23 protein-coding genes, 1 pseudogene and 1 riboswitch are annotated in these 26349 nt (G+C 39.6%); of the genes and pseudogenes, 11 read left to right on the plus strand and 13 right to left on the minus strand.

Going from position 1 to position 26349, the window contains the following annotated elements; genetic code table 11:
* Window positions 1-169: 169 nt before the first annotated feature.
* The 4 genes from Q1K78_RS06860 (at window position 170) to ygjK (ending at window position 9006) form a co-directional block, all read left to right on the plus strand.
* Window positions 170-1597 (plus strand): amino acid permease, encoded by a 1428-nt coding sequence (locus Q1K78_RS06860; protein ID WP_300175847.1) that lies wholly within the window; start codon window positions 170-172, stop codon window positions 1595-1597.
* A gap of 161 nt (window positions 1598-1758) precedes the next feature.
* Complete coding sequence (locus tag Q1K78_RS06865; RefSeq protein WP_300175850.1) at window positions 1759-4668, plus strand: HD domain-containing phosphohydrolase; 2910 nt, start codon at window positions 1759-1761, stop codon at window positions 4666-4668.
* A gap of 303 nt (window positions 4669-4971) precedes the next feature.
* Window positions 4972-6393 carry an amino acid permease gene (locus Q1K78_RS06870; protein ID WP_300175853.1) on the plus strand — a complete coding sequence of 474 codons (1422 nt, stop codon included), beginning with the start codon at window positions 4972-4974 and terminating at the stop codon, window positions 6391-6393.
* Between the two features lie 231 nt (window positions 6394-6624).
* Window positions 6625-9006: an alpha-glucosidase gene (gene ygjK, locus Q1K78_RS06875; protein ID WP_300175856.1), complete on the plus strand. Its 2382-nt coding sequence runs from the start codon at window positions 6625-6627 to the stop codon at window positions 9004-9006.
* 106 nt (window positions 9007-9112) lie between these two features.
* Here ygjK and Q1K78_RS06880 read toward each other — a convergent pair whose 3' ends face one another.
* Both Q1K78_RS06880 and Q1K78_RS06885 read right to left on the minus strand, forming a co-directional pair.
* A complete protein-coding gene (locus tag Q1K78_RS06880; protein ID WP_065600407.1) occupies window positions 9113-9508 on the minus strand; it encodes a DoxX family protein in 396 nt (131 codons plus the stop codon).
* Window positions 9509-9545: 37 nt separating this feature from the next.
* Window positions 9546-9968 carry an organic hydroperoxide resistance protein gene (locus tag Q1K78_RS06885; RefSeq protein ID WP_300175863.1) on the minus strand — a complete coding sequence of 141 codons (423 nt, stop codon included), beginning with the start codon at window positions 9966-9968 and terminating at the stop codon, window positions 9546-9548.
* A 149-nt stretch (window positions 9969-10117) separates the two neighbouring features.
* Here Q1K78_RS06885 and Q1K78_RS06890 point away from each other — a divergent pair, with 149 nt between their 5' ends.
* Together Q1K78_RS06890 and Q1K78_RS06895 are read left to right on the plus strand one after the other, a co-directional pair.
* Complete coding sequence (locus tag Q1K78_RS06890) at window positions 10118-10585, plus strand: MarR family transcriptional regulator (protein WP_300175866.1); 468 nt, start codon at window positions 10118-10120, stop codon at window positions 10583-10585.
* A gap of 97 nt (window positions 10586-10682) precedes the next feature.
* A pseudogene (locus Q1K78_RS06895) lies at window positions 10683-10913 on the plus strand (OmpA family protein); the annotation flags it as partial.
* A gap of 193 nt (window positions 10914-11106) precedes the next feature.
* Here Q1K78_RS06895 and Q1K78_RS06900 read toward each other — a convergent pair.
* Entirely contained in the window at window positions 11107-11277 is a 171-nt protein-coding gene (locus Q1K78_RS06900; RefSeq protein ID WP_300175869.1) for a hypothetical protein, read from the minus strand.
* Window positions 11278-11333: 56 nt separating this feature from the next.
* Here Q1K78_RS06900 and Q1K78_RS06905 point away from each other — a divergent pair, with 56 nt between their 5' ends.
* Entirely contained in the window at window positions 11334-12032 is a 699-nt protein-coding gene (locus Q1K78_RS06905; RefSeq protein WP_300175872.1) for a metal-dependent hydrolase, read from the plus strand.
* Window positions 12033-12136: 104 nt separating this feature from the next.
* Here Q1K78_RS06905 and Q1K78_RS06910 read toward each other — a convergent pair whose 3' ends face one another.
* On the minus strand, window positions 12137-13798 hold the full coding sequence (locus tag Q1K78_RS06910; RefSeq protein WP_300175875.1) for a methyl-accepting chemotaxis protein: 1662 nt from the start codon (window positions 13796-13798) through the stop codon (window positions 12137-12139).
* A 268-nt stretch (window positions 13799-14066) separates the two neighbouring features.
* On the opposite strand from Q1K78_RS06910, the gene Q1K78_RS06915 reads away from it, so the two are divergent.
* From Q1K78_RS06915 to Q1K78_RS06930, 4 genes are read left to right on the plus strand one after another with little or no spacing between them, the layout of a single operon-like run.
* Window positions 14067-14393: a hypothetical protein gene (locus tag Q1K78_RS06915; RefSeq protein WP_300175878.1), complete on the plus strand. Its 327-nt coding sequence runs from the start codon at window positions 14067-14069 to the stop codon at window positions 14391-14393.
* Between the two features lie 53 nt (window positions 14394-14446).
* The gene (locus Q1K78_RS06920) at window positions 14447-16555 is read left to right on the plus strand and encodes a protein-disulfide reductase DsbD domain-containing protein (RefSeq protein WP_300175881.1); all 2109 of its coding nucleotides are present in this window, start codon (window positions 14447-14449) and stop codon (window positions 16553-16555) included.
* Window positions 16555-17091, plus strand: coding sequence for a protein disulfide oxidoreductase (locus tag Q1K78_RS06925; protein ID WP_300175884.1), 537 nt, complete (start codon window positions 16555-16557; stop codon window positions 17089-17091). Before Q1K78_RS06920 ends, Q1K78_RS06925 begins: the two co-directional genes overlap by 1 nt.
* A gap of 9 nt (window positions 17092-17100) precedes the next feature.
* Complete coding sequence (locus Q1K78_RS06930) at window positions 17101-17829, plus strand: DsbA family protein (RefSeq protein ID WP_300175887.1); 729 nt, start codon at window positions 17101-17103, stop codon at window positions 17827-17829.
* Between the two features lie 173 nt (window positions 17830-18002).
* Here Q1K78_RS06930 and thiE read toward each other — a convergent pair whose 3' ends face one another.
* The 9 genes from thiE to Q1K78_RS06975 all read right to left on the minus strand — a co-directional run bounded on the left by thiE (window position 18003) and on the right by Q1K78_RS06975 (window position 26322).
* Window positions 18003-18650 (minus strand): thiamine phosphate synthase, encoded by a 648-nt coding sequence (thiE, locus tag Q1K78_RS06935; RefSeq protein WP_300175890.1) that lies wholly within the window; start codon window positions 18648-18650, stop codon window positions 18003-18005.
* Between the two features lie 10 nt (window positions 18651-18660).
* Window positions 18661-19464, minus strand: a complete 804-nt coding sequence (gene thiM, locus Q1K78_RS06940) for a hydroxyethylthiazole kinase (RefSeq protein WP_300175893.1) — start codon at window positions 19462-19464, stop codon at window positions 18661-18663.
* Between the two features lie 54 nt (window positions 19465-19518).
* Window positions 19519-20181: a thiaminase II gene (tenA, locus tag Q1K78_RS06945; RefSeq protein ID WP_060992276.1), complete on the minus strand. Its 663-nt coding sequence runs from the start codon at window positions 20179-20181 to the stop codon at window positions 19519-19521.
* Between the two features lie 34 nt (window positions 20182-20215).
* Window positions 20216-21163 (minus strand): ABC transporter substrate-binding protein, encoded by a 948-nt coding sequence (locus Q1K78_RS06950; RefSeq protein WP_300175898.1) that lies wholly within the window; start codon window positions 21161-21163, stop codon window positions 20216-20218.
* 28 nt (window positions 21164-21191) lie between these two features.
* Window positions 21192-21947, minus strand: coding sequence for an ABC transporter permease (locus Q1K78_RS06955; RefSeq protein ID WP_300176066.1), 756 nt, complete (start codon window positions 21945-21947; stop codon window positions 21192-21194).
* A 55-nt stretch (window positions 21948-22002) separates the two neighbouring features.
* Window positions 22003-22776 (minus strand): ABC transporter ATP-binding protein, encoded by a 774-nt coding sequence (locus Q1K78_RS06960; protein ID WP_300175900.1) that lies wholly within the window; start codon window positions 22774-22776, stop codon window positions 22003-22005.
* On the minus strand, window positions 22776-23630 hold the full coding sequence (gene thiD, locus Q1K78_RS06965; protein ID WP_300175903.1) for a bifunctional hydroxymethylpyrimidine kinase/phosphomethylpyrimidine kinase: 855 nt from the start codon (window positions 23628-23630) through the stop codon (window positions 22776-22778). Before thiD ends, Q1K78_RS06960 begins: the two co-directional genes overlap by 1 nt.
* A gap of 100 nt (window positions 23631-23730) precedes the next feature.
* A riboswitch (TPP riboswitch) is annotated at window positions 23731-23828 on the minus strand.
* A gap of 62 nt (window positions 23829-23890) precedes the next feature.
* Window positions 23891-24928: a YcjF family protein gene (locus Q1K78_RS06970; protein ID WP_300175906.1), complete on the minus strand. Its 1038-nt coding sequence runs from the start codon at window positions 24926-24928 to the stop codon at window positions 23891-23893.
* Complete coding sequence (locus Q1K78_RS06975) at window positions 24925-26322, minus strand: YcjX family protein (protein WP_300175909.1); 1398 nt, start codon at window positions 26320-26322, stop codon at window positions 24925-24927. The genes Q1K78_RS06970 and Q1K78_RS06975 overlap by 4 nt, the downstream gene beginning before the upstream one ends.
* Window positions 26323-26349 lie beyond the last annotated feature (27 nt).

Raw genomic sequence — 26349 nt, forward strand, 5'->3', positions numbered from 1 at the left:
AAGTCACTATCGAAGACGGTTACTTCCTGAATAAATAAGCAATAGAAAACCAATAATAAACGGCATCTGAAAATATATTCAGAGCCAAATAATAGGGAGAGATTGGATCGCAAATCGCAACCAAATCTCTCCCATCATACCTACAATATGTGATTCATCGGAGTACCTTATGTCTACATCAACACGAGGCACCATAGGCAAGTTCGCCTTGCTGTCTATGACCTTTGCAGCAGTTTATAGCTTCAATAATATCATTAACAATAACATCGAAATTGGCTTATCTTCCGCCCCGATGTTCTTTCTTGCTACTCTACTCTATTTTGTTCCATTCTGTTTAATAGTAGCTGAATTTGTATCCTTAAATAAAAGCTCTGAAGCTGGCGTTTACGCATGGGTAAAAAGCTCATTAGGTGGCCGTTGGGCATTCATCACGGCCTATACGTATTGGTTCGTTAACCTATTTTTCTTTACCTCTTTACTGCCAAGAATTATCGCTTATGCGTCTTACGCTTTCTTAGGGTTCGAGTACATATTTACGCCACTCACTACGGCGGTATTAAGTACCCTACTCTTTGCAGTAGCAACGCACGTATCAAACAATGGTGCAAAACTGTTAGGGCCAATAACCTCTATCACTTCATCGTTAATGTTACTACTCACTTTGTCATACATTCTTCTATCAGGTGGTGCACTTCTTGGTGGTATTGAACCAGCAGACCCAATCACTATTGAAGCAATGACTCCAACATTTAACTGGGCATTCCTTGGTGTAATCACATGGATATTCATGGCGGCAGGCGGTGCAGAATCGGTTGCGGTTTATGTAAACGACATCAAAGGCGGTCACAAATCGTTCGTTAAAGTGATCATCATTGCAGGTATCTTTATCGGTGTGCTTTATTCTGTCGGTTCAGTCGTTGCTAATGTGTTTGTCTCTCGTGAAGAGCTTAAATTTACAGGCGGCTCTGTTCAAGTATTTGAAGGCATGGCAAGACACTTTGGTCTGTCTGAAATTATCATGAACCGCTTTGTTGGTATCGTATCATTCACCGCTATGCTTGGTTCACTACTAATGTGGACAGCAACACCTGTTAAAATCTTCTTCTCTGAAATTCCAAAAGGTATTTTTGGTGAAAAGACTGTCGCACTAAACAAAGAAGGCGTGCCAGTACGTGCTGCATGGATTCAATTCTTAATCGTTATTCCACTGATGTTTATCCCAACATTAGCGTCTGACACAGTACAAGATTTAATGAGCACCATCATTAACATGACAGCCGCAGCGTCTATGCTACCACCTCTGTTTATCATGATTGCGTACTTAAATTTACGTATAAAATTGGACCACCTAGAGCGTGATTTTAAAATGGGCTCTCGCTTCACTGGTATCACAGTAGTTTCAATTCTAATTGGTATTTTTACGGTTGGGTTCTTTGCGTCAACCTTCCCTACAGGTGGCGACATCATGACAATCATCTTCTATAACGTCGGTGGTATTGTTATCTTCCTTGGCTATGCTTGGTGGAAATACAACAAGTATGAACAATCATTAAGCAAAGAAGAACGAATTGAAGAGGCAAAACCTTCTGTTCAATAATTCATGGTTTTTTAATTAAATAAAACTAAACAGAAAAAAAACGAGAGTAATCACACTCTCGGTTTTTTTATTTTAATTAATACTTTATCCGTTATTCGCCATCGATTTTTCCCTATTTGTAAACTACGTTTATTCTAGATAATAAAAATCAATGGTGCGTTATGAACTCCCTAAGAATAAAAATAAAAAACAAACTAATATTTCCACTGCATATTCATATTTCAACGCTGTTTACGGTAATGATCGTCGTCATCTGTTCGGTACAAATATACATAACCAACAAAGGTATTAATCACCTTTTGCTTGAGGCGTCATCAAGCATTTTTTCCCGAGTATCAACCGAAACAAGTAACTTAATAAGAAGTGAATACCGACCTGTATTTAACGCAATCTCTAAGCTCACCAAGAGAGAGATCGTCCACACCAAAACATTAGAACAGCGCAACGCTTACTTTACCGAATTAGCGATGCTATTAGATTTACATAAACACGTTTCAACTTATCGTATTACCTTTCCAAATGGCGATTGGTTTGGGGTTGGTATATTAGGTAATTCTTTATTTAGAAAAAGACTAAACGCACCAGAGAGTACCTACTATTTTTTTATTCATAACAACTCATCTCTCGAAAATAAAACCTCTGCTTTCTTCTACGATGAACAGGCGCGTTTTATCAGTTCAAATGAACTTAATGAACGCCAATATGACCCAAGACATGAGAATTGGTTTAAAAATTCGACCAAAGAAAATGTCGTCTTATCCAAACCTCGTTACTTTCCAGGATTGCAACAATTTGGTTTATCCATCCATAAGAAATCGGCAAATAATGTCGTTGTAAGTGCCGATATTTTAATGGACAAAATTAACCACGTATTAAAAAGTACGACTATCTACCCCTCGTCTCTTAGAGTGCTTTATGATGAAGAGAATATCGTTTACACAAGTAACGCCCCTAGCCTCGCTTTAATTAAAAAAGAAGAAAGTAAAATTATTAATTTAAAGGACTTATTTAACAATGAGGTATTAAGTTCTATTAAACACATCAATTTAGACCAAAAAATTCAACGGTATCAACATAATGAAGAAAATTGGTATGGGAAGATTTTTTCGGTTCCAATTAATGAAGAGCGAACATTAAACCTATTAATTACGGTAAAAGAGTCCGAATTATTAGCGAGTGCTTACCTTATTCGACAACAAACTATTTTGTGGTCTTTCGTTATCCTGATGTTGTCCATTCCTTGTGTTTATTTTATATCACAAAGAATATCAAAGCCGATCCAACAGGCCACAGAGCAAGCACGGTTAATATCCACATTTGATTTTTCATCTATCGATCACACACCAACCAAGATACTTGAAATAGCAAATCTTACTCACTCTATTTCTGGTATGAGATCAGCGATAGAAAATTACTTCAATCTAACGAACTCAATATCAAAAGAAAATGATTTTGATGAATTAATAAAACTCATTGGCCGCAGTACTGCCGAAGCAACAAAAGCAAACGCTGCTTATCTTTACCTTGTTAATGATGCAGAAACGCACATAGAGCCTCAATTTGCATGGAGAGCCACCACACAAAATGAAGACATTAGTCAATTAGAAAGCTTTGCTCTAAATGATGAAAAAATAGCAAAAACCATTGACCACATAATGATCAAAAAGAAACCCTTTGAAAACCTGAATATTAATCTGCTCGACAAACAAGAACAGGGTAAATTGGGTTTAAACAGTGAACAAATATGGTCTATCACCTTTCCTTTATTTTCTAGAGAAAAACAAACCATAGGGGCAATGGTATTAGTATTTGATGTGAAAAATAGTGAATACATTCGTCATACTCAATTTCACTACTTTGAATCCTTAGTGAATTATACCGCGATTGCTCTCGATGGAAGAAAAATGCAACAAAATCAAAAGAATTTACTCGACTCTTTTATTCAAATAATGGCAAGTTCGATAGATACAAAGTCTCCTTATACTGGAAACCATTGTCAGAAAGTGCCTTTATTAACCCAATGGCTTGCGCAAGTGGCGAGTGATTCTTCCACTCCACCCTTTAACGATTTTAAACTGAGTTCAACACAACAAGAAGAGTTAAGAATTGCTTCGTGGTTACATGATTGCGGTAAAATAACCACACCAGAATACGTCGTTGATAAAGCAACAAAATTAGAGACTATTTACAATCGAATTCATGAAATAAGAACAAGATTTGAAGTATTAAAACGTGATGCTGAAATAAAACAATGGAAACAAGTGTTCAACAACACACTGCCTGATGAGTATAGAGAAGAATTGGAACAAGAATGGCAACGATTAGATGAAGAATTTGCTCTTATTGCGAGGGTAAATGTGGGTGATGAGTTTTTATCAGAGCAAGACGCTGAAAAAATTCAGGAAATTGGTCAACAAACCTGGGTACAGACACTAGATAATAGCCTTGGTCTGGCATGGGAAGAAAAAGCACGCCTGAATAACTCAAATAACATCCGAGTTCCCTTAACGGTTACTCTCTTACAAGACAATCAATCTCACTTAATTCCGAGAACAACCAATACAGATCAAGATCCACGCTTTACATTACAACCTCCAGAATACACAAATAATATTGGTGAAGCCTATAATCTATCGATTCAGCGCGGTACGTTAAATAATGAAGAGCGATTCACAATAAATGACCATATTATTCAGACCATTAAAATGCTGGAAGCTCTCCCATTTCCAAAAACGATGAAGGATGTTCCAAAAATAGCAGGTGGCCATCATGAAAAAGTCGATGGCACTGGTTACCCTATGGGACTAAAAGCAGAAGAAATGCCACTCACCGCACGAGCAATGGCTATTGCTGATATTTTTGAAGCCCTAACCAGCCACGATCGACCATATAAGAAAGCAAAAACATTAACGGAATCTTTAAAAATCATGAGCTTCATGGTTAAAGATAAACACATAGATAAAGCCTTATTTAATTTATTTTTAACCTCTGGTCTTTATCTCAAATACGCAGAAATACACTTAAACCCAGAACAGTGTGATGACGTTGATATTAATAACTACCTAAGCTAGTCGTATTAGCGCTACTTTCTGGTTTATTGAGCACGACAATCCAAATAACCTTCCGTACTTCCTATGTCTCACTTCTTTGCACCTATAAATATGGGTGCAAAGTTATTTCTTTTATTTTTCTACGGATCACTATTCTCTGTGCTAGCGTAGATCCCCATCACAGTTTGCTGTTTTTTTATTCCCGGTTTAATGACAGAACTCACAGTAACTTTTAGTAAATTTAATTACTATAATTTTACTAAAAGTTACCTAAAACTATTAATTAGAATAATCTGCAAACATAACTATAGGGATACCATTACTATGTCTGATTCTTTACGAGGGACAATAGGAAAATTTGCTTTACTGTCTATGACCCTCGCCGCGGTCTTTAATGTCCGCAACATTGTGAATAATAATATCGAATTGGGGCTGAGTTCTGCGCCCATTTTTTTGCTTGCTACCCTTGTTTACTTCATTCCATTCGTATTTATCATCTCTGAATTTGTGTCTGCAAACAAAGATTCAGAATCAGGCATGTACGATTGGCTAAAAAAACCATTAGGCACTAAAGCCGCTTACTTGGGTTCTTTCCTTTATTGGTTTGTTAACCTATTTTGGTTTATCTCTCTATTGCCTAACGTTATCGCTTATGCGTCTTATGCAATGCTGGGTTATGAATACAGCTTCTCACCAATGGTGACCTCTATTATTTCGATTGTTTTGTTTGCAGGGGCAACTCACATATCGACAAAAGGCGCTTCTTGGTTAGGTAAAATTTCAGAGTTAGTGGCATACGGTGTGTTCGCATTGTTTGGTATTTACGTCATTGGCGCGCTAATGGCATTGGGTGGCGATCACGTTCCAGCAGAACCAATCACTCTAGAAGCAATGACACCAACCATTAACTGGGCAACTCTAGGTATTATGTGTTGGATCTTCCAAGCAGCCGGTGGTGCAGAAACTGCCGCAGCCTACTTGAAAGATGTTAAAGGTGGTCAAAAGACCTTCATCAAAGTCATCATCGCCGCAGGTGTTCTTATCGGTGCAATGTATGCGGTAGGCTCCCTGTTAGTGAACGTATTTGTACCTCGTGAATCGTTGACTTATGCAGGTGGTATGGTTGAAATATTTACGGGTATGGCTCAGTACTTCAATGTCTCTGAATCATTAGTTGGTCGCTTTGTTGGTATCGTTCTATTCATCGCCATGTTCGGCTCGATGATGATGTGGACAGCGGCTCCGGTTAAAATTCACTTCTCTGAAATTCCAAAAGGCATTTACGGTGAGAAAACAACTGAACTAAATGAACACGGTGTTCCTGTTCGCGCCGCTTGGTGGCAGTTTGCTTTCGTTGTTGTAATGTTAATCGTGAATGGCTTTGGTTCTGAATCAGTACAAGAAATGATGAACACCGCTATCAACCTAACTGCTGGTACCGCAATGCTACCGCCGATCTTTATTATGGTTGCTTACTTTGTTTTCCGTCTTAAGTATGATGATACACCACGAGATTTCCGCATGGGTTCTCGTAAGTTTGGTATGAGTGTGGTGTCTGTTCTTATTGCTATCTTTGTCGTAAGTATGACTGCATCAGCATTCCCAACCGGTGTTGATTTAGTTAAGGCCTTCTTTATTAACGTGTTTATGACCGCTGTATTCTCTGCCATTGCATGGTGGTGGATCTCTCGCTTTGAAAAGAAACAAGCTAAGAATGCTGAACTAAAAACAGCAACGGTAAAATAGGTAGAAATCAAATTAGCATTTAGTTTCTGTACCGTACCCTAAAGCAAAAGGCACTGATCCCCCTCAGTGCCTTTTTAATATCTACTTTCGTTATGCCAACTGAATCACACTCCATCTTTATATCACCTTATTAAATGAGACTGAGTTCACGGACAGTCACTCTATTTATTAATACCATGCACAAAGTTAAATTTACTAAACCTTTACTAAATCAATTATAAGAATTTAATTATGAACTTAAAACTCTCTGCACTTGCTGTTGCTACTGCCCTTTTCGCTGTGGGTTGCGCACAAACATCACCTACAGACCTTAACTCTACTGAGCTTAAAGCGGCACAATTTAAAGACGTGATTGATCGCACGGGTTCCCCTGAATATATGCGTGATTACGATTTTGATGATCACCAACGTTTTAACCCATTCTTTGACATGGGCTCTTGGCACGGCCATCTACTACCAGACAACGATGATGGTATGGGTGGTTTCCCAGGAACGGCTCTACTGACCGAAGAATACATTAATTTCATGGCAAATAATTTCGATCGCCTAAGTGTATTTAAAGATGGCAAGAAAGTTGAATTTACTATGGAAGCATACAGCCTTCCTGGTGCATTAGTGCAAGTATTAAGCTCTGATGGCGTAAAAGTAGAAATGACACTGCGCTTTGCAACAAACCGCACTTCTTTAGTTGAAACTAAAATCACAACCAACTCACCTGTTGAGCTTGTTTGGGATGGTGAGCTAATCGAAGGAAATCACGCAAAAGAAGAAAAATCTCAATCAGATAAAACGATTGCTGAAGCATACCCTGATTATGATCGTCAAATTGAAGCAACAGATGATGGCCTAAAAGTCACTTTTGGTGAGGTTCGTGCTACTTGGTCTCTATTAACATCAGGCGACTCTGAGTACCAAGTTCATAAATCAATTCCTACGGCGACTACCGTTAATGGTTTAAGCTTTACCTCTAAAGCAAACATTGAGCAATCCACCACAATTTATACTACGTATTCCCATGTATTAACCGCTGAAGAGAACCAAGCAGAGCAAGCTAAAATCACAGACATTTTAGCAAATCCGAATCAATACTTAGTTGCGACTGAAAAACGTTGGGAAGAATACCTTGATAAAGGCTTAACCAACCCAAATGCAACCCCTGAACAAGAGCGCGTTGCAGTAAAAGCAATGGAAACGCTTAATGGTAACTGGCGTGGTGCGGCTGGTGCAATGGAGTTTGATTCAGTAACACCATCTGTAACAGCTCGTTGGTTCTCAGGTAACCAAACATGGCCTTGGGATACATGGAAGCAAGCGTATGCAATGGCACACTTTAACCCAGAAGTAGCCAAAGATAATATTCGCGCTATGTTTGCGTATCAAATTCAAGCAGATGATACCGTTCGCCCTTGGGATGCTGGTTTTATTCCTGATTTATTAGCCTACAACACAAGCCCTGAACGTGGCGGTGACGGTGGTAACTGGAATGAGCGAAACACAAAACCAAGTCTTGCTGCATGGGCAGTAATGGAAGTGTACAAAACCACTGATGATAAAGCGTGGTTAGAAGAAATGTACCCTAAATTGGTTGCTTATCATGATTGGTGGTTACGTAATCGTGATAACAATGGTAACGGTGTTCCTGAGTATGGTGCTTCACGTGATAAGGCACACAATACAGATAATGGCGATATGCTATTTACGGTTGAACGTGGAGACAAGAAAGAAGAACTTGCAGGCTTAGATAAATACCAAGAGATCATAAAATCTGGTAACTATGACCACATTGAGATCCCGGCACAAACAGCAGCGTCTTGGGAATCAGGTCGTGATGATGCGGCAGCCTTTGGTTTTATAGATAAAGATCAATTAGACGCTTATGTTGCAAATGGTGGTAAACGCTCGGATTGGGAAGTGAAGTTCGCACAAAATCTAGATAAAGATGGCACACTTTTAGGCTATTCTCTACTGCAAGAGTCTGTTGACCAAGCAAGCTACATGTTCAGTGACAACCAATATCTAGCTCAAATGGCTGATATCCTAGGTAAAGATACTGATGCAAAAGAGTTCCGTGAAAAAGCCGATAAGTTAGCAAGTTACATCAACACTTGTATGTTTGATGAAGGTACTGGCTTCTTCTACGATATCCGTATTGAAGACAAACCATTAGCAAACGGCTGTGCAGGTAAGCCAATTATTGAGCGTGGCAAAGGCCCTGAAGGTTGGTCACCACTCTTCAATAAAGCCGCAACCCAAGCAAATGCTGACGCTGTTGTTAAAGTAATGAAGGATACCTCTGAATTCAATACTTATATTCCACTAGGTACGGCAGCACTATCTAGTCCTGCATTTGGTCCTGATATCTATTGGCGCGGACGTGTTTGGGTTGACCAATTTTACTTTGGCCTAAAAGGTATGGAAAGCTACGGCTATCGTGACGATGCGGTTGAAATGGCAGGTGCATTCTTTGATCACGCTGATGGTCTAGTTGGTGACGGTCCAATCCGTGAAAACTACAACCCACTAACTGGCGATCAGCAAGGTGCACCAAACTTCTCTTGGAGTTCTGCTCATCTTTACATGCTGTATAACGATTTCTTCACCGCAGAAAAATAATAAACGCTTTACTTAGCACATCTTAAATAACAGACAACAAAAAGGGATATGATTAACGTCATATCCCTTTTTTACTATTTTAATTTGAGATTGTTTTATATCGTTATTACGATTTGGCTTTTTCTTTGCAACACTCAGGCATTGCGTGGCCTGAAAGTACCAATAAACCAGCAAAAATACCCAAGTTCTTAATGAAATTCTGCATCTCATGTGCGCCTTCCAATCCTGAATAATTCCAGAAATCATGCAACGACACATTAATAACCAACACTAACCCTGCCAATAATAAGGCGACTATCCACGTAAAACGATTTGCTATTAGTAAAACGGCAGCACCTATTTGGAAGATACCCGCAAGTCCTAATAGGACAGGCACAAATGGCATATTATGCTTTTCCATTAATTGGATGTGCATATCCCATGACACAAATTTCATGATCCCAGGTACTAAAAAGTACAACGCAAGTAAGACTCGCCCAACCGTTAAAAACAGCGTATTCATGTTATTTATCCTTTATAACGTCAGCTCATTGAATCAATTATAGTACAACGCCATTTACTGACAGTTTCACATCAATATTGCCTTTAACTGCATTCGAGTATGGGCAGACTTGGTGTGCTGTCTTTACTAATTGCTGCGCTTGTTCATCGTCTAGATCTAACGTAACAGCCAGTGCAACCGTGAGTGCAAAACCACCCGTTTCATTTGGACCAATGCCCACTTCAGCCGTTACAGGTGCTTGCGTTAATTTAATTTTCATTTCACGTGCTACGTGAATAATCGCATTTGAGAAACACGCAGAATACCCTGCCGCAAACAATTGCTCAGGGTTCGTTGCTTCCCCTGTTCCGCCCATTTCTTTAGGGTAGCTTAGAGCAAGATCAAGCATGTTATCGTCAGTCGTTACTTGACCATTACGTCCTGCTGAAGCCGTTGCTGTTGTTGTGTATAACGTCGTCATAATGATGTCCTTTAAATTAAATACGATAATTAATTACTTTAATTGCCAACAATTAGATTGCGCACAATTGAATTTCAATAAGTATAAGTCGATCCGAAGACAAAATACAAGTATATTGTGCGCAATCTATTTTTAATAAGGGTGTTAAAATGACGAATTCAACTGAGAAACACGGTAAAAATGAAGTGGAAGCACCTCAATTGTTACTTAAAAATCAAGTATGCTTCTCTCTTTATAGCGCATCGAATGCGATGATCAGAGCGTATCGTCCATTATTAAGTGAACTTGATCTTACCTACTCTCAATATCTAACAATGATGGTTATTTGGGAAAAAAATGGCATTAATGTAAAAGATCTCGGTCATGACCTTCATCTTGATTCCGGTACGCTGACACCTTTACTGAAACGTTTAGAAGTAAAAGGCTTCATCACAAGAGAGCGAAGTAACGAAGATGAACGCATTCGACTGGTTTTTCTAACCCACCAAGGCCGTGAATTAAAAGAGCGCGCCTTGTCGGTTCCTAATAGTATTTTCTGTAAAAGCCAGTTAGAAATTGAAGAATTACAGCAATTAAAAGCCACTTGTGAAAAGCTACTGGCCAACCTCGAAAAGTAATTTGAGACCAGTAAATTCCTTATCCCCACCTAAATAATAAGATAACCTATTTCACACAATTATAGGTATTTCTATCCATAAAGAATTTCTTAATACATTGATTTTTGAGTACCCAGATACAACCCTTCAAATTGATGGCCATACTGATAGCTCTGGCAATGATACTAAAAACCAAACCCTATCTGAGCAACGCGCTGAATCAGTACGTACTTACCTGATTAAACAAAAAGTAGCCGCAGGTCGTGTTAATGCTCATGGTTACGGTGAACGTTACCCTGTTTGTGATAACTCAACATCACAAGGCCGTGCGTGTAACCGCCGTGTATAAATCACTATCCTACCGCTTAAATAAGCATCTATATTGATAAAAAAATCAAATAACTGTACATAATCACAGTTATTTGTTGGTTTTCAATATTTACTGTTATAGAATTAAAAAATCCCCCAAGATGCTAGTCATCAAGGGGGATTTTTATTTTAAGGCAAACACCTTAATTGCTAAGTAGTTTGGTTCTATTTAATTATTGAACCGCACCTTCTATTTTTTCAAGCACTAGATCTTTACCATCAACTAAGGTGTCTTGTACTTTCTCAAAGGTATCTGAATCCATCACACTTTGAACTTCATCGCCGTAATTCATTCCAATGTAAATACCTAACGCGATGAACAGTAATGCAAATATTTTAAACATGATTATTTTCTCTATTAATTCAGCATATATCTTACAAAAGAATTCTTTAAAAACCTATGGCAAATTTTAGTACTCATTTTAACAGCGCAGCTTTAATCTCAGGCGTAGCTTCTGCAGCTTTACTCTCAGCAAACCACATTGAACTAAACACCGCATTATGGCTTTGGTTTTTAGGTACAATTGGTGGACTATTACCCGATATTGATTCAGATAATTCTACCTCTTTAGATATTATCTTTAACCTTTTCACTATTTGTATTGTCTTACTCAGTATCCGCTACTTTACCAGTGATGCCATTAATGAAAGGCAATTTTTACTTTTAATAGGTCTGCCTGTCGTCATTCATATTTTTATCAAATACGGTATTCGTAATGTCTTTGAATGGCAAACCATCCATCGTGGGATATGTCATTCACTGTTATTTCTTTTATTTTGTGGGTTACTAACAACAAACATCACCATGTTCATTTTAAATACTAAGCTACAAGGCGCAGATTTAATTGGTTGGCTTTCTGGTATGTTTGTCTTTGGTGGTGGGTTAATTCATTTATTATTAGATGAGATGCACAGCGTGGATCTCGCAAATATTCGTATAAAACGATCTTTTGGATCTGCATTAAAATTAACTGATTTCTCTAATCTTACTTTATCGAGTTTTTTCCTTATCATTACCGCCGTTCTTTTTTGGTTAGCTCCTCCGATTGAATCTACACTGGCTACATTGAGTGACTGGCAATTTTTCAAATTATGGTAATAAATCTATAATCAATTAATCTTTATAGCACCTGATAAAAAAGCACAAGAACGAAATGATCTTGTGCTTTATTTTTATTATTTATCACGTTGGCATTGTATTATCTATAAAGTAAAGCGTTCTACCAACTCAGACAATTCATTGGCTTTCTGGCTCAACAACACACCACCAGCTCTATTTTGACTAGCTAGTTCAGCAGACTCAGAACTTTGATCTGATACCGATACAATTCGCTCTGAAATCTCCTGCCCAACAAGGCTTTGTTCTTGTGTTGCTGTCGCAATTAATGAGTTCATTTCCATAATGGTATTTACTGACACTAGAATTTGACCTAATGACTCAGAAGCAGCTACCGCTTTATTTACCGTTAATGTACTAAAGTTCTTACTGGCAGCCATTACTTGAACTGCTGAATCAGATCCTGACTTCAACGCCTCAATACGTTGGTGGATCTGTGCAGTACTTTCTTGAGTACGGCTTGCCAGCTTACGAACTTCATCAGCAACAACGGCAAAACCACGCCCTTGTTCACCCGCCCTTGCCGCTTCAATCGCCGCATTTAAAGCCAATAAATTTGTTTGCTCAGCAATATCTTGAATTACCGATAAGGTACTTGCAATATTTTGTACATCACCTTCTAGTTTCGAGATAACATTACTTGCTTCATCTAGCTCTGCTGCTAATGTTTTTACTGACTCAGATGCTTCGTTAACGGTACGCATCGCCACTTGTGCATTCTTGTCTGCATCTTGTGCGGAGTTAGCCGCTTGTTCCGCATTCGATGAAATCTCATGAGATGACATTGTTAACTCAGTCATTGCTGTTGCAATTTGCTCAGTCTCTGAACGTTGATTTGTCACAACAACATTAACTTGAGCGGAACGTTCTGACATATTTTTTGTTTCAGCAACCACTTCTTGGCTAACTAAAGACACATTACTAATAATTTGGTGTAACGAACTGACAAACAGGTTGAAATTCTTACTTAACTGGTTGAATTCTGGAACCGAAAAATCAGGCATACGGGCAGTTAAATCTGCATCACCAGAAGCAAATGATTTAATTGACGCATCGAACTGCTGGATTGGTGTCATAATGCTTTTATTAATAAACGAACCAAGTACAGCAACCACAATCATGATAAGTAATGTAAATAAAACAATAACTTGAACGCTATCTAATAACTGTTTATCACTCAATACTTTCATCTCATGAATAACGGCATCTACATCATCGGTATAGAAACCCGTACCAACAATTAAATCCCACTGAGGAAAATATACGTTATAAGCTAATTTTGGCAATGCGACCGTTTCATTCAATTTAGGGTAGTAATATGTGACATATCCAGTGCTATTTTTTGCTGCTGCAATCATATCTTGAATGAAGTAATTGCCTTTTTTATCTTGCGCGTTCCACATATTATGACCAATATCACTCGTATTCCCTTGTAAAATACGAACACCATTTGATTGAAAACCAAATAAATACCCAGTATCTGCAAATTTAACTAACTTTAACGACTCAAGGACTTGTTCTTTTGTTTCACCTTGTTTTTCGAGGTGTTTTAATTCTGACGATACAATATCTAAATAAGATTTAAGTTCCACTCGCTTCATTTTCATCATTTGCGAACGAGTCATGTCCATTTGAACTTGGTTTAATTCACCAGCTTCTTTATAAGTCATAGCCATAATCAATACTGATGTCAAAATGATCGGTAAAATTGCAAGTAAATACAATCTCGCTTTTATTGATAAATTCATATTATTTCCTCTAAAAGACTCAAGATAATCTTGAGATACATTGTTCGCCAAAAAATCATTATTTCCACCAATAACACGCATCAATTTTCATGCCACTTATTCGAAGATATATTAAAGAAGCTAAATTAAAGTGAGCACGTCATTGACCTTTCTATTTTAATCCATAGAATACTGACAATAGTTATCATTTAAGATAAGGCTAGTTTCTTTGAGATTCTCATTACTCCAATACAAGCGTCAACACCTCGCTTCATGGTCACTAATATTAGTGAGTATTGTGCTAATGGTCTGCTTTTCTCAAAATTTAGGTCTCTCTTCATCTTGCCCACTAACACCTCATCCAGACGCTACTGAGAAATTACAACAGCAATCAACCTCTCAAACTCCTGATGATGATGTTTCTCAATGCCATAACAGTGAACATTTAGTCAACGCGCACACTGTACATCTCGATTTTGCTATTCCTATGTTTATCTTAGCCTTAATCATTATCGCGGCAATTCTTAAACAAGCAGGAACAACGTATTTCTTCACCGAGCCTATCACCTCTTATGGTGTGCGGCGGCATTTGGCCTTCTGTACTTTTCAAGAATAAACATACCGTAAGTACTTATATCTTTTTTATATAATTATTTTCGGAGTAACACTGTGTTTAAAATTCAATCAGTTAAAATAGTGAGCGTATTACGTTTAGCTATTCTTTTAACGTCAACACTCTTGTTGTCGGCATTTTCGGTATCTGCACAACCCATTACAACAGGCTGGTTAACTCACCCTGATCATCCACCGGCACAAGTTCGCTTTATGCTGACCGGTGAAGTCGATGAAGAGAACAATCAAGCCCGAGGTTTACTCGAGGTAAAACTTGGTGGTGAATGGAAAACCTATTGGCGATCACCTGGTGAGGCAGGCGTTTCACCGGTACTCGATTGGAGTAAATCAACCAACCTTTCTAATTTAGATTGGCATTGGCCTACCCCTGCTTATTATGAGCAATCAGGCTTAATGACGCTTGGCTACAAGCACGATGTTGTTTTCCCTATGGAGCTAACCGTTGGTGATATTACCAAACCCGTTAGTTTCTTAGGTAAGTTGACCCTACCAACTTGTACCAATATTTGTGTCCTAACTGAGTATGATCTGGAATTACCTCCTATCAATCTCACAGACATTGAAACGGATGCAGACGCTCAACATTTGTACCAACAAGGGTTTTCAAACGTACCAACAGCAAGTGATTCCATTACCATAGTGGCCGCCTCTTTTGATAAGGTATCGCAACAATTACACGTTAAATTACGCCAAGATGCGGGTTGGGATAAACCACAGATCCTCATTGATGGCAGCGAAATTACCGATGACTATTTTTCCCAACCATCAATAGACATTAATGGTAGCGACGTAACCGCGACTTATAAGGTGACGAACTGGTTAGGCGAAACAGACTTAGTCGGCAAACCTATTTCGATTACCGTGTCTGATGCCCTTTTCTCTCATGAGCTGAAGGCTGTTATCAATGACAAGCCTTTTGTACAAACGACATCAACAAGCTTATTAACAATGATAGGCTTTGCGTTACTTGGTGGTTTAATCCTTAATATTATGCCGTGTGTATTGCCCGTATTAGGCATGAAACTGAACAGCATGGTGGCGTCTTCTCAAGCGAGTAAACGCTCAATTCGCTTGCAGTTTTTTGCCTCTGCCGCTGGAATATTAACCTCATTTTGGTTATTAGCAGCAGGGTTACTTATCTTAAAGTTCACAGGCAGTGCTATTGGTTGGGGAATTCAGTTCCAAAACCCTATTTTCATTGGTTTTATGGTCACAATAACCGCCTTATTCACGGCTAATTTATTTGGTGTATTTGAAATTCAATTACCAAGTCGATTCTCTACCTCTCTTGCAAATAAGGGCAACGATTCCGCACTTGGGCATTTTGTGCAAGGGATGTTTGCAACCTTACTCGCAACCCCATGCAGTGCGCCATTTCTGGGTACCGCGGTTGCCTTTGCATTAGGAGCAAGTACCCTGGAAATGTTGATGATATTCACTTTCTTAGGTTTAGGTATGGCGCTACCTTGGTTGGTTTTTGCTTTATTCCCTCTCCTTGTATCGTTTATGCCAAAACCGGGCATGTGGATGAATAAAGTCAAACTCATTTTTGGCCTCATGATGTTAATCACTACATTATGGCTACTGAGTTTGCTTACACCATTTATTGGTGGATTATCAGCAACTATTATTGGGTTATTACTCAGCACTTACTTACTGTATCAAATAGGCAAAACACAAGGTAAAAACACCGTGATCGCAATTATTGCAGTCATTGTGTTTGCAAGTAGCGCTGCGCTAATTGTTGGTAGCATGACCACCAAACACTGGGCTACACCAATTGAAGATAACCTTGCTTGGCAACCATTAAATGAGCACGCCATTGATCAATACGTTAAACAAGGAAAAACGGTTTTTGTCGATGTAACGGCTGATTGGTGTATTACTTGTAAGGCCAATAAGATTGGTGTGATTTTGCAAGATCCTGTGTATTCAGCATTACAGCAAGATAACGTCATTACCATGAAAGGTGACTGGACACATCCAAGCGATAAAATTACCAATTACTTAAAAAGTCATCAACGATTTGGAGTTCCCTTGAATGTAGTTTATGGGCCGAACGCACCGCAAGGATTACCACTGTCCGTGTTATTAAGCAGTGATGAGATTATTCAAGCCATGGAATATGCTGGGAGAACACCATAATGACTCAGGGCTCGATTAATGAAAAAAAACCAAAGAACTCCAAAAAAGACGTGATCAAATTTATTAAAGAAATAGCAAAATTTGCTTTCTTCATTATCTTACTTGTCTCCGCTATCGATTTTTGGCGCAGTAAAGATATGCCATCAGAATCAATACCAGAGTTATCAATAAATACGATCAGTGGAGACTGGGTTGATATAGAAAAAATGAGTCACAGTGAACCTGTTTTACTGTATTTCTGGGGTACATGGTGTCCTATTTGCAACGTTGTTAGCCCTAGCGTCTCTTGGTTGGCAAATAATCATCAAGTCGTGTCTGTTGCTATTACCTCTGGTGATAATAAGCGACTGTCACACTTCATGAATTACAAGGACTACGAGTTTCCGGTAATCAATGATTCAACAGGGCAGATAAGTAAAGAATGGGGAGTTACTGCGACCCCTTCAGTTGTCATTATTAGTAATGGCAAAGTATCTTCTATTACAACCGGTGCTACGACTCCATTTGGTCTGTGGCTACGTTTATTTTTCGCTTAAGGTTATCTCATGAAATCACTACTAATATCAGCAACAATTACAGCAACTCTGCTTTTATCCCCGCTAATTTCCGCACAGAGCGTTACAGCAGTTCAAGAACAACAATTAACTGAGATCACCAGTTTATTACGTCAAAATCCAGAGTTAATTGAAGGTTTACATACCAACTTAAATCAATATCTTGATGGACAAAAATCATTAGACTCTATCTTAAAAACCAACCACGATTATTTATATAACAACCCACAGCAACCCTATTTTGGCGCTGAAAACCCTAAGTTAATCATCATCAATTTTACTGATTATAACTGCCCTTATTGTAAGCGCTTAGAATCTGGATTAGTTGAAGTAATTAAAAAACATCCAGAGATCCGCGTTGTAAATATTCTACTTCCATTCCAACAACGTATGATCCCAGGGCTAAAAACCAATACAGCATGGTACGCATTAAATGTATGGGAAAATGACCGTTCTAAATTTGCCGAGGTTCACCGTTTGATGATGGCAAAACCATCACGACATGACAGCACATCAGTAATGAAAATTGCAGATTTAACTCAGACCCAAAAAGAATTAACACCAAATCCTAAAAAATCAGAGCTGGTTGAAAAAAATGAAAAGATCTTTAGCCAACTTGGACTTAGAGGAACACCAAGCTTAATCATTGGTAATGAAATTATTCCTGGTTTTATTCCACAAGACCAATTAGAAGCAACGATAAAAGCACAGTTAAAGTAATATAAATCGAAGTAGCCATGATCCAAAAGACATGGCTACTTATTATTAATATTCTCTGCTACATGAAGAAGGCTCAACGAGATCAATTTCAATCCCTTCAGCTACAACCGCTAATTCCATGATCAATGGAAATAATGGCATTAATCAACACCTCATCACTAGTACTACCAATCCTATTTACAAATGACCGATCTATTTTTATTTAAATGAATTAAAACAAGCAACCCTTCACTTGCCTGCTTTGGCGATGTTGCATGGCAAATTGCCGACACTAAAGCAATCCCATCCACTTGAGTATCTGCTATCTGCTTAATGTTCGTTTCGTTAATGCCACCTATAGCTACAAGAGGAAGTTTGCTTTCTTTAACCGCTTTTGTTAAACCGTCAATGCCCCACTCTTTAATAATATTAGTCTTAGTTGGCGTAGAAAATATCGCACTGATACCAAGGTAATCAACTGGCAGGTCTTGCGCTTCACGCAACTGCGTTTCATTTTCAACAGACAGCCCTAAAATCATATCAGGGCCTATCAATTGACGAGCAAGGTTTGCAGGCATATCCGATTGACCTAAATGAACCCCATCCGCTTGCACCGCTAATGCCACATCAACACGATCATTTATAATTAATGGTACACCACTGTCTTTTAATACTTTTTTTATCGCCAATGAGCGTTCAATAAAAGCACGTACATCACCATGTTTTTCACGGATCTGCACCATGGTTACGCCGCCTTTTATTGCCTCTGCAACAACGTGGCACAACGTATCAATGTCTTGTTGATCGTCGGTCACTAAATACAAGGTATAAGGGCTATTCATATTACGAAACCTATGCATTAATCGTTAATTTCAAACGACGTGTGAGTGTTTCTTCATCTAACTGATAAAGCACATCCAGTAAATTCATTTGCAAGCTACCTGGGCCAGCTGATTGCTCTGCGGCGATTTCACCTGCAACGCCTAAAATAGCCGTAGCTGCAACCCCTGAATGCTCACCTATTGCGGCAAAAGCACCTGTTAATGCGGTATGTGTACAACCCATCCCCGTAACAAAAGGCATCATCGCATGGCCATTATTCAATTGGTACTGCGCTTCTTTCGTGACAACGTAATCAGTTTCACCCGAAATAACGACGCTGCATTGATACTGCTGCGCGACGTAACAAGCCGCACCTAATGCAGAATCACTGCTGTCTAATGCATCTACGCCTTTGCTCTGCGCGTTCTCACCAGCTAATGCGATGATTTCAGAAGCGTTGCCTCGAATAATCAGTGTATTCGCGGCTTCTGCAATTTGACGCGCGGTTTGGGTACGAAGTTGACTTGCACCACAGCCCACAGGATCAAGCACCACCACTTTATTATTAAGGTTTGCTTGCTCTACCGCGAAATGCATTCTTGGTGTCCATACACTGTCTAATGTACCGATGTTGATCACCAACGCACCAGAGAAACTCATCATCTCTGCCATTTCTTGTTGGCTGTGCGCCATGATTGGTGAAGCACCTAGCGCCAATAAAGCATTCGCAGTGTTATTCATCACGACGTAGTTGGTAATATTCACAACTAATGGCTTTTTCTCACGTAATATCGCTAATGCGTCAATAATCTTTTGCGTGTTCATGACCGTCATTTTTCTTCCTTAATTCGTTCGCTTATTCATTAATTGAGTACTAATCATCAACAATTAGGCTTCATCTAATCCTTGCTGCCAAAACGCCACTTCCATACGAGTCGCCGTTTTAAAAATATGACACAAACGCTGCCCACGCTGGCTATCAAGGTCGATATCGACAAGCAATTCATCTAGCTGTGTAATGCTTTTTTGTACGCCTGATTGAAACTCTTCACCACCATACATCTTGATCCAATTCGCATACGGATTGCCTTCAAGCTTAGTTGATTCTCTTGCTAGTAGCTGCGCGCCAATCACACCATAACCAATCGAACACGGTGCTAATGCTGCGTATAAATCAATGACATCACCAGACATACCGGTATCTAATACGAATCGAGTGTAAGCTACCGTGCCAAAGGCCTCTGGCTCTGCTTCCATCTCTACTTCTGACACGCCCCATTCACCACAATAAGTCACATGGTGTGCAATTTCTGAACTCAATAATGCTTGTACACTCGGTAACGCCATTCGCATTTCCGCTAACGTTCTCGCTTTATAAATCGCTAAGGCATACGCTCTGGTGTACTGCTTTAAAAACAGAAAATCTTGTTTTAAATAATGTAGAAATGACGAATGCGCTAATTCTCCAAGCGCTAATTGTTGAACGAAGCTGTGCTCAGTGTATTCGGTCCACTCGTTTTGACACGCTTGAATTAAGTCTTGATGATTCATACTGATTCTCTAAAAAATAAACAGGAAAAATGGATTACAACACCGGCACAAAATCTTGAGCTTTAGGTTGTGTTTTTATGATCTTATGCTTGAACATAAACTCAGAGAAACGATTGTAGCGTTCTAAATCAACCGCTGATGGGCGTAAAGCAAAACGCGTTAACGTGTCATTCCATGCGCGTTTATTTAATTCATTGTTTAGAGTGTCTGGCGCGTAAGAAACAAAGGTTTTCCACGATTCATCAGGGTGATTCACAATAAATTGTGTCGCTTTTTCGATAGCGTGATTAAATTTCTTTAGCGCATCGGCATCGTATGTTTTGGCATTCGCAACAAAAACAAGCTCATCATACGACGGCACACCATGCTCTTCTGGGAAAAACGATTTCGCTTTATAGCCTTTTAATGCCAATTGATTGGTTTCAAAATTACGTAATCCACCCCAAATAGCATCCACTTTTCCTGAAGCTAAAGACGACGATAATGCCCAGCCTACATTGATGATTTTAACCTCAGAGAAATCAACACCTTCTGTATTTAGCATCGTTCCTATCGTAGCGTCTTCATTACCCGCAATCGCAATACCAATCTTCTTGCCTTTCAAATCAGCTAAAGAATTTATCTTGCCGTTATCAAGTACCATTAAGGTATTTAATGGCGTGGCGATAAGGGTTGCCGAACGAATTAACGGTAAACCTGCCGCTACATCAATCGTTAAACTGGTTTGGTAAGAAATGGCTAAATCAATGTTATTTGCCGCCACTAATTTCGCCGGCATGCTTGGATCGGCGGGTTCTTGAATCGTCACATTTAGGCCTTCCTCTTTGAAATAGCCTTTTTGTTGTGCGATAACCACTGGCCCATGGTTCGGATTTACAAACCAATCCAACATTAATGTCATCGCTTTATCTTCCGCGCTTGCCATCATGGAGTAGCTTGAAATAAGAAGAGCCACCGCCCCTTTAATTACCATTTTATTCATTATCGTTGAGTCCTTTTTTATTATGAATTTATTTATCGTGTTGCCACGGTATGAGTTTTTTAATCAATACATCCGCAAGAAAATACAAGCTAACGGATAGCGCCGCGAGAATAAATAACGCAGCAAACATCTCATCTATCATCATTCGAGCATTCGCTTGCAGCATTAAATAACCCAGCCCTTCGCTTGACCCTACCCATTCACCAACCACCGCACCAATAGGCGCGACAACAACAGCAACACGAATCCCAGACGCTAAGGCAGGTAAAGCCGCAGGTAAGCGAACGTATTTTAATAATTGCCATTTTGATGCCCCCATCGTATGGGCTAAATCAAGATAACCACTTGGGGTATTTCGCAGCCCGTCATAACAACAGGTAGTCACAGGGAAAAAGATAATTAATGCCGCCATAACTACTTTTGATGCGATGCCATAACCCAACCACAACATCAGAATCGGCGCGATAGCAAAAACAGGGATCGCTTGGCTCGCAATTAAAATTGGCAATAACCAACGGCGAAGTGGATCAAACAACAGCATTTGAAGCGCAAATAACAACCCCATAGAAAGGCCTAAACCAAGACCAAGCAAGATCTCTTGAGCCGTTATCCATGAATGAGCAAGTAGCACATCATATCGTTGTATTAATTTAGTAAAGACAGCCAATGGACTAGGTAAAATGAAGCTTGGTAAAGCAAAAACTATTACGATGAATTGCCATAATCCCAGAATAACAACCACACTGATTAAGATTCTTATCATGGATTTCACGCTTTGTAGCATTGGTTTTGGCGTTACCTTTCCTATCGTTGCTGATGTCGAATTTATAAGGAATGATTTAGACATAATCGACCTCTAAGGTATCAATTATCTGTTGTTGAAGTGCAGCTAGCTCAGCATCAATCTTTCGAGGTATCTGCGTACTAGGAACAGGTAAAGAGACCGCTGAAGCAGGTTGTCCTTGCATGATATAAACCGCATCACTCAGTCTTAACGCTTCTTGTGGATCATGCGTGATCAATAAAACGGTTTTATCTGCTAGCACTTGAGCAGCAAGATCTTGCAGACGATAACGAGTGACGGCATCTAATGCGGAAAAAGGTTCATCCATTAATACCATTGGTTTGTCTTGCATTAATGTTCGAGCTAACGCCACACGCTGGCGCATCCCGCCCGATAATTGTGACGGCATCGCAAGCTCATGCCCTTTCAGCCCAACTAACTCTAAAAGTTCATGCGCTCTATGTTTATCCGAATTCGGTTTGGTTGAATTAAAGCGGGAGTTCGTTGCAAACTTATCGGCAAAGCAGACGTTATCTATTACGTTTAGCCACGGCATCAATAAATCTTGTTGCGCCATGTACGCAATATTGCCTTCTAATGCATCTATGCCATCAATCGAAACATCCCCTGACCACACCACTTTGTCGGTCAATAATCCGGCGAGATAACGCAATATCGACGTTTTTCCACAACCACTTTTGCCTAATATAGCTGTCCATTTTCCTTTAGGAATCGTCATATTTAGATTGAAAATAATAGGGTGTTCGCTGTCTTTATATTGTAACGCCCCATTAGAAATGACGGCACCAATGCGATTATTCATCCCCATTACTCTGGAGTATGTAAAGCAAAAAAGTGATTCACAGGGCCATGACCTTTACCAATATTCAGCTCATCGGCATGGATAATGGCTTGAGTAATGTATTGCTTACCTAACGCCACCGCAGCCAGTAATTCATGACCTTGCGCTAAATACGAAGCAATCGCTGACGATAATGTACAGCCCGTGCCGTGTGTATTGCGAGTTTCAATTCGGGGTGTCGATAAACGTTCTATGGAATCAGATAAAATCAGTAAATCGGTACTGTTTTCATCCTTTTCTAAATGCCCGCCTTTCAGTAAGACTGATTTAGCACCTAATTGACGAAGTTCATCAATCATTGCCGTCATTTCAGCTTCGCTTTCGGGTACTTTAGCGTTAATGAGTGCCGCCGCTTCAGGGAGGTTTGGCGTGATAACATCGGCAAGGGGAAGCAGTTCGGATTTAAGGCTTTCAATAGCAGAGGATTGCAGAAGAAGATCACCACTGGTTGCGACCATAACAGGGTCAACCACAAGGTAGCGAGGTGAGTATTGTTTTATTTTTTTCGCAACAGAGCAGATGATATCAGAATCACTTAACATGCCGACTTTAACGGCGATAACATTCAAATCAGAAAAAACAGCATCCAGTTGCTGCTCAACAAATTCACTGCTGATTGGATAAATGCCCATCACGCCTTGCGTATTTTGAGCGGTTAGGGCTGTAATCACCGAGCACGCATAACTGCCGGTTGCAGAAATCGCTTTGATATCGGCTTGGATGCCAGCACCGCCGCCACTGTCAGAGCCAGCAATGGTTAATACAATCGGTGTGGTAGAAGATAATGTCGATAAAAGTGCGGTAGTGTGTAACGAAGGCATACTTATTTTCCCTAACTAACGGTCAGGAAAAACAGTCACATGAGATAAAGATACCGAGTAGGTGCTATCTCATTAAAAGAAATCGATCAGAGAGATCGTTTCAAGAAGACCATTAGTTCCCTACGTCAGTACTAACTGAATCAGGTTCAACGGGTTCGCTATTGCGATCTCAGCCTATTGGCTCCCCGACTAATGGCGTCATACTATCACTAATCGATTTGTAAATAGTATGCTTTTTATGAGAATGATAACTGTATTAGTTAATTCTTATCTTGAGAACTCAATTTGGATGCTAATTGAGCAACTATCGTTTTACGCATATCAGAAAGCTTAGGCGCTTCACCTACTTGCCATGGCAATGGACGCATTAGATTCATGGTTCTTAATCCAAAACGTGCCGTTAATAAACCAATCCCTAACCCCTGTGCTGCTCTGGTTGATAATTTACCGGCAAGGCCAGTAGATAGCATATCAACACCAACATCCGTCACCATTTCAGTTGCTCCTGCAAACGCCATGTTTTGCAAAACCATTTTAAATAAACGCAAACGTCCCCAATAGCCAAGCTCTACCCCATAAACTTGAGAAACTTGTTCGATTAATCGAATATTACGCCACGCTACTAATAACATATCCACCACAGCTAATGGACTTAATGCCACCATCAATGCTGATTCACCTGCGTGTTTACTAATTAATGCTTTTGCTCGTTTATCTTGCTCTGAAACCACCATGCTGTCATACATTTCAAATACTTCAGCGTTATTATGATGCGATTCGATACTGTTCTTCCAGCGCGTATATTCTGCCGTATTCGCCGTCGCTCCTTTCTTAGCTAATGCTTCACAGAACGGTTTTGCCTGACCAATACCATTGCCTTCAACCAATTCAGTTACTTGATGTTGAATTTCAGCTCGGTTTTTAAGTTTACGCAATGTCCATAATTCACGACCAATAGCAGTAACCCCCATGATTGCTGCAAGGCTAATTAACCCAGCCCAGCCTAATGACAGAAAATCAGCCGATTGGATTGCAGTAATGACATGATCAACACTTTGCCACACCGTTAAACCAAGGAAACCACCAATCAGAGTTTTAATACTCCAATGGGTTTTCTTTTTGATTAATGGCGTTTCAATATCCACACCATCAAGTTCCTCCTCTTCGATAGCTTGAGGAACAAATTTAACACTCTCTTCAAATAGCTTTTGAGTTTGCAGGTTATCAAGGGTTTCGCTATCTTGCTCCAGTTCTTGAGACGAGGCTTGAAAGATACGCTGTTTTTTTAACTCACTCATACTAATTTATCTCCTAGCAAGAACTGCATCGCCTTATCCATTCGGATGTGTTGCAGCGGTTTGTCATTCTCATTGTGCAACGGTTGAAAACTCATAAAGTTAAACGGTTTTGTTTCCCAGTAGGCTTTACTTGGTATACGTTTTGGCACTTCGCCCGGAAACATCATTAATGGCTGCTGCTCAGAGCTTACTCCTGAAATAGCAGAAAATAGCTCACCATTTTCATCAATCATTCCCGCCGTAGTCGCTTGAATAGACGCAATACTCATGCACTCCATCTTGATACCTTCATACGCCGTTTCTTGCCATGTTTGGTGGATCATTTGTTGTAACAAGGACACCATATTTGGATGCTGCTCTGGTGTCACATGATCAGCCTTGGTTGCCGCAAACAACACCTTATCAATTTTTGGTGAAAACAAACGCTTAAGCATTGAGCTTTTACCATATTGAAAGCTGTGCATCAGTTGATCAACCGCTTGGCGCATATCGTTAAATGATTGTTCACCTGCATTTAATGGCTGTAAACAATCGACCAGTACGATTTGACGATCAAAATGTCTAAAGTGTTCGTTATAAAACTGCTTCACTACGTGTTGCTGATAATGTTTATACCGTTTTTTTAATGCCGAAATATTTGAATCTTTACTCGCTTTTGCTAACTCTTCTTCTGTGTATTTATGCAGAAACATAAATGGGAAAAATTGCAATACCGGCGCACCTGCTAGCTCTCCAGGTAATACAAAACGGCCCGGCTGAACCCAATGTAATCCCTGAGAATCCTTACAATCATGAAGATATTGTGTAAATAGCTCAGAAATATGAGCTATTTGCTTTTCATCAACAGGCGCCAAGGGATCGAGTTTCTTCGCTTCTTGCAACCAAGCTTCAGACAGCATTTTACGATGACCCGTAAGGCTCGATTGCTGCTGTTTAGACCACTCTAAATAATCCATATCCAAAAGCGGTAAATCCAATAACCACTCGCCCGGATAATCGACAATATCCACATACAAGGTCGCACTGTCTTGTAAATGCTTTAAGAAACCCGACTTTGGTTTAAATTTTATCGCTAAACGTAACTCACTCACATCGCGTGTTGGCTCTGGCCATGTTGGAGGCTCAGAAAGTAGTGAGTCCATTCCTTCGTCATAAGTAAAACTAGGAATAGAAAGATTTGATTGCGGTATGCGTTTCGCACCAATCATTCGCCCTTCACGGGTCACGGATAACAAAGGTAACTTATCACTTGATGCGGCATGTAAGCATTGATTAACTAAAGAGGTAATAAATGCCGTCTTACCTGCACGCGATAGCCCTGTAACCGCCAACTTGACGTGGCGATCCATACTACGGCTAACTAATTTATTCATTTCTTTGGTTAATCTGCTCATTCATATTTCTCTCTTTTCTATAAACAA

The organism is uncultured Aliivibrio sp. (assembly GCF_946479765.1).
Taxonomy (GTDB): domain Bacteria; phylum Pseudomonadota; class Gammaproteobacteria; order Enterobacterales; family Vibrionaceae; genus Aliivibrio.

What these genes read in the sequence shown, in the direction of transcription:
- Q1K78_RS06905 (WP_300175872.1), top strand. Translation starts at nt 11,334, where the DNA reads ATGGCAAATTTTAGTACTCATTTTAACAGCGCAGCTTTAATCTCAGGC.
- Q1K78_RS06870 (WP_300175853.1), top strand. Translation starts at nt 4,972, where the DNA reads ATGTCTGATTCTTTACGAGGGACAATAGGAAAATTTGCTTTACTGTCT.
- Q1K78_RS06970 (WP_300175906.1), bottom strand. Translation starts at nt 24,928, where the DNA reads ATGAGTGAGTTAAAAAAACAGCGTATCTTTCAAGCCTCGTCTCAAGAA.
- thiD (WP_300175903.1), bottom strand. Translation starts at nt 23,630, where the DNA reads ATGCCTTCGTTACACACTACCGCACTTTTATCGACATTATCTTCTACC.
- Q1K78_RS06865 (WP_300175850.1), top strand. Translation starts at nt 1,759, where the DNA reads ATGAACTCCCTAAGAATAAAAATAAAAAACAAACTAATATTTCCACTG.
- Q1K78_RS06890 (WP_300175866.1), top strand. Translation starts at nt 10,118, where the DNA reads ATGACGAATTCAACTGAGAAACACGGTAAAAATGAAGTGGAAGCACCT.
- Q1K78_RS06950 (WP_300175898.1), bottom strand. Translation starts at nt 21,163, where the DNA reads ATGAATAAAATGGTAATTAAAGGGGCGGTGGCTCTTCTTATTTCAAGC.
- Q1K78_RS06960 (WP_300175900.1), bottom strand. Translation starts at nt 22,776, where the DNA reads ATGGGGATGAATAATCGCATTGGTGCCGTCATTTCTAATGGGGCGTTA.
- tenA (WP_060992276.1), bottom strand. Translation starts at nt 20,181, where the DNA reads ATGAATCATCAAGACTTAATTCAAGCGTGTCAAAACGAGTGGACCGAA.
- Q1K78_RS06900 (WP_300175869.1), bottom strand. Translation starts at nt 11,277, where the DNA reads ATGTTTAAAATATTTGCATTACTGTTCATCGCGTTAGGTATTTACATT.
- Q1K78_RS06885 (WP_300175863.1), bottom strand. Translation starts at nt 9,968, where the DNA reads ATGACGACGTTATACACAACAACAGCAACGGCTTCAGCAGGACGTAAT.
- Q1K78_RS06925 (WP_300175884.1), top strand. Translation starts at nt 16,555, where the DNA reads ATGACTCAGGGCTCGATTAATGAAAAAAAACCAAAGAACTCCAAAAAA.
- Q1K78_RS06880 (WP_065600407.1), bottom strand. Translation starts at nt 9,508, where the DNA reads ATGAATACGCTGTTTTTAACGGTTGGGCGAGTCTTACTTGCGTTGTAC.
- Q1K78_RS06930 (WP_300175887.1), top strand. Translation starts at nt 17,101, where the DNA reads ATGAAATCACTACTAATATCAGCAACAATTACAGCAACTCTGCTTTTA.
- ygjK (WP_300175856.1), top strand. Translation starts at nt 6,625, where the DNA reads ATGAACTTAAAACTCTCTGCACTTGCTGTTGCTACTGCCCTTTTCGCT.
- Q1K78_RS06860 (WP_300175847.1), top strand. Translation starts at nt 170, where the DNA reads ATGTCTACATCAACACGAGGCACCATAGGCAAGTTCGCCTTGCTGTCT.
- Q1K78_RS06955 (WP_300176066.1), bottom strand. Translation starts at nt 21,947, where the DNA reads ATGCTACAAAGCGTGAAATCCATGATAAGAATCTTAATCAGTGTGGTT.
- Q1K78_RS06910 (WP_300175875.1), bottom strand. Translation starts at nt 13,798, where the DNA reads ATGAATTTATCAATAAAAGCGAGATTGTATTTACTTGCAATTTTACCG.
- Q1K78_RS06975 (WP_300175909.1), bottom strand. Translation starts at nt 26,322, where the DNA reads ATGAGCAGATTAACCAAAGAAATGAATAAATTAGTTAGCCGTAGTATG.
- thiM (WP_300175893.1), bottom strand. Translation starts at nt 19,464, where the DNA reads ATGACGGTCATGAACACGCAAAAGATTATTGACGCATTAGCGATATTA.
- thiE (WP_300175890.1), bottom strand. Translation starts at nt 18,650, where the DNA reads ATGAATAGCCCTTATACCTTGTATTTAGTGACCGACGATCAACAAGAC.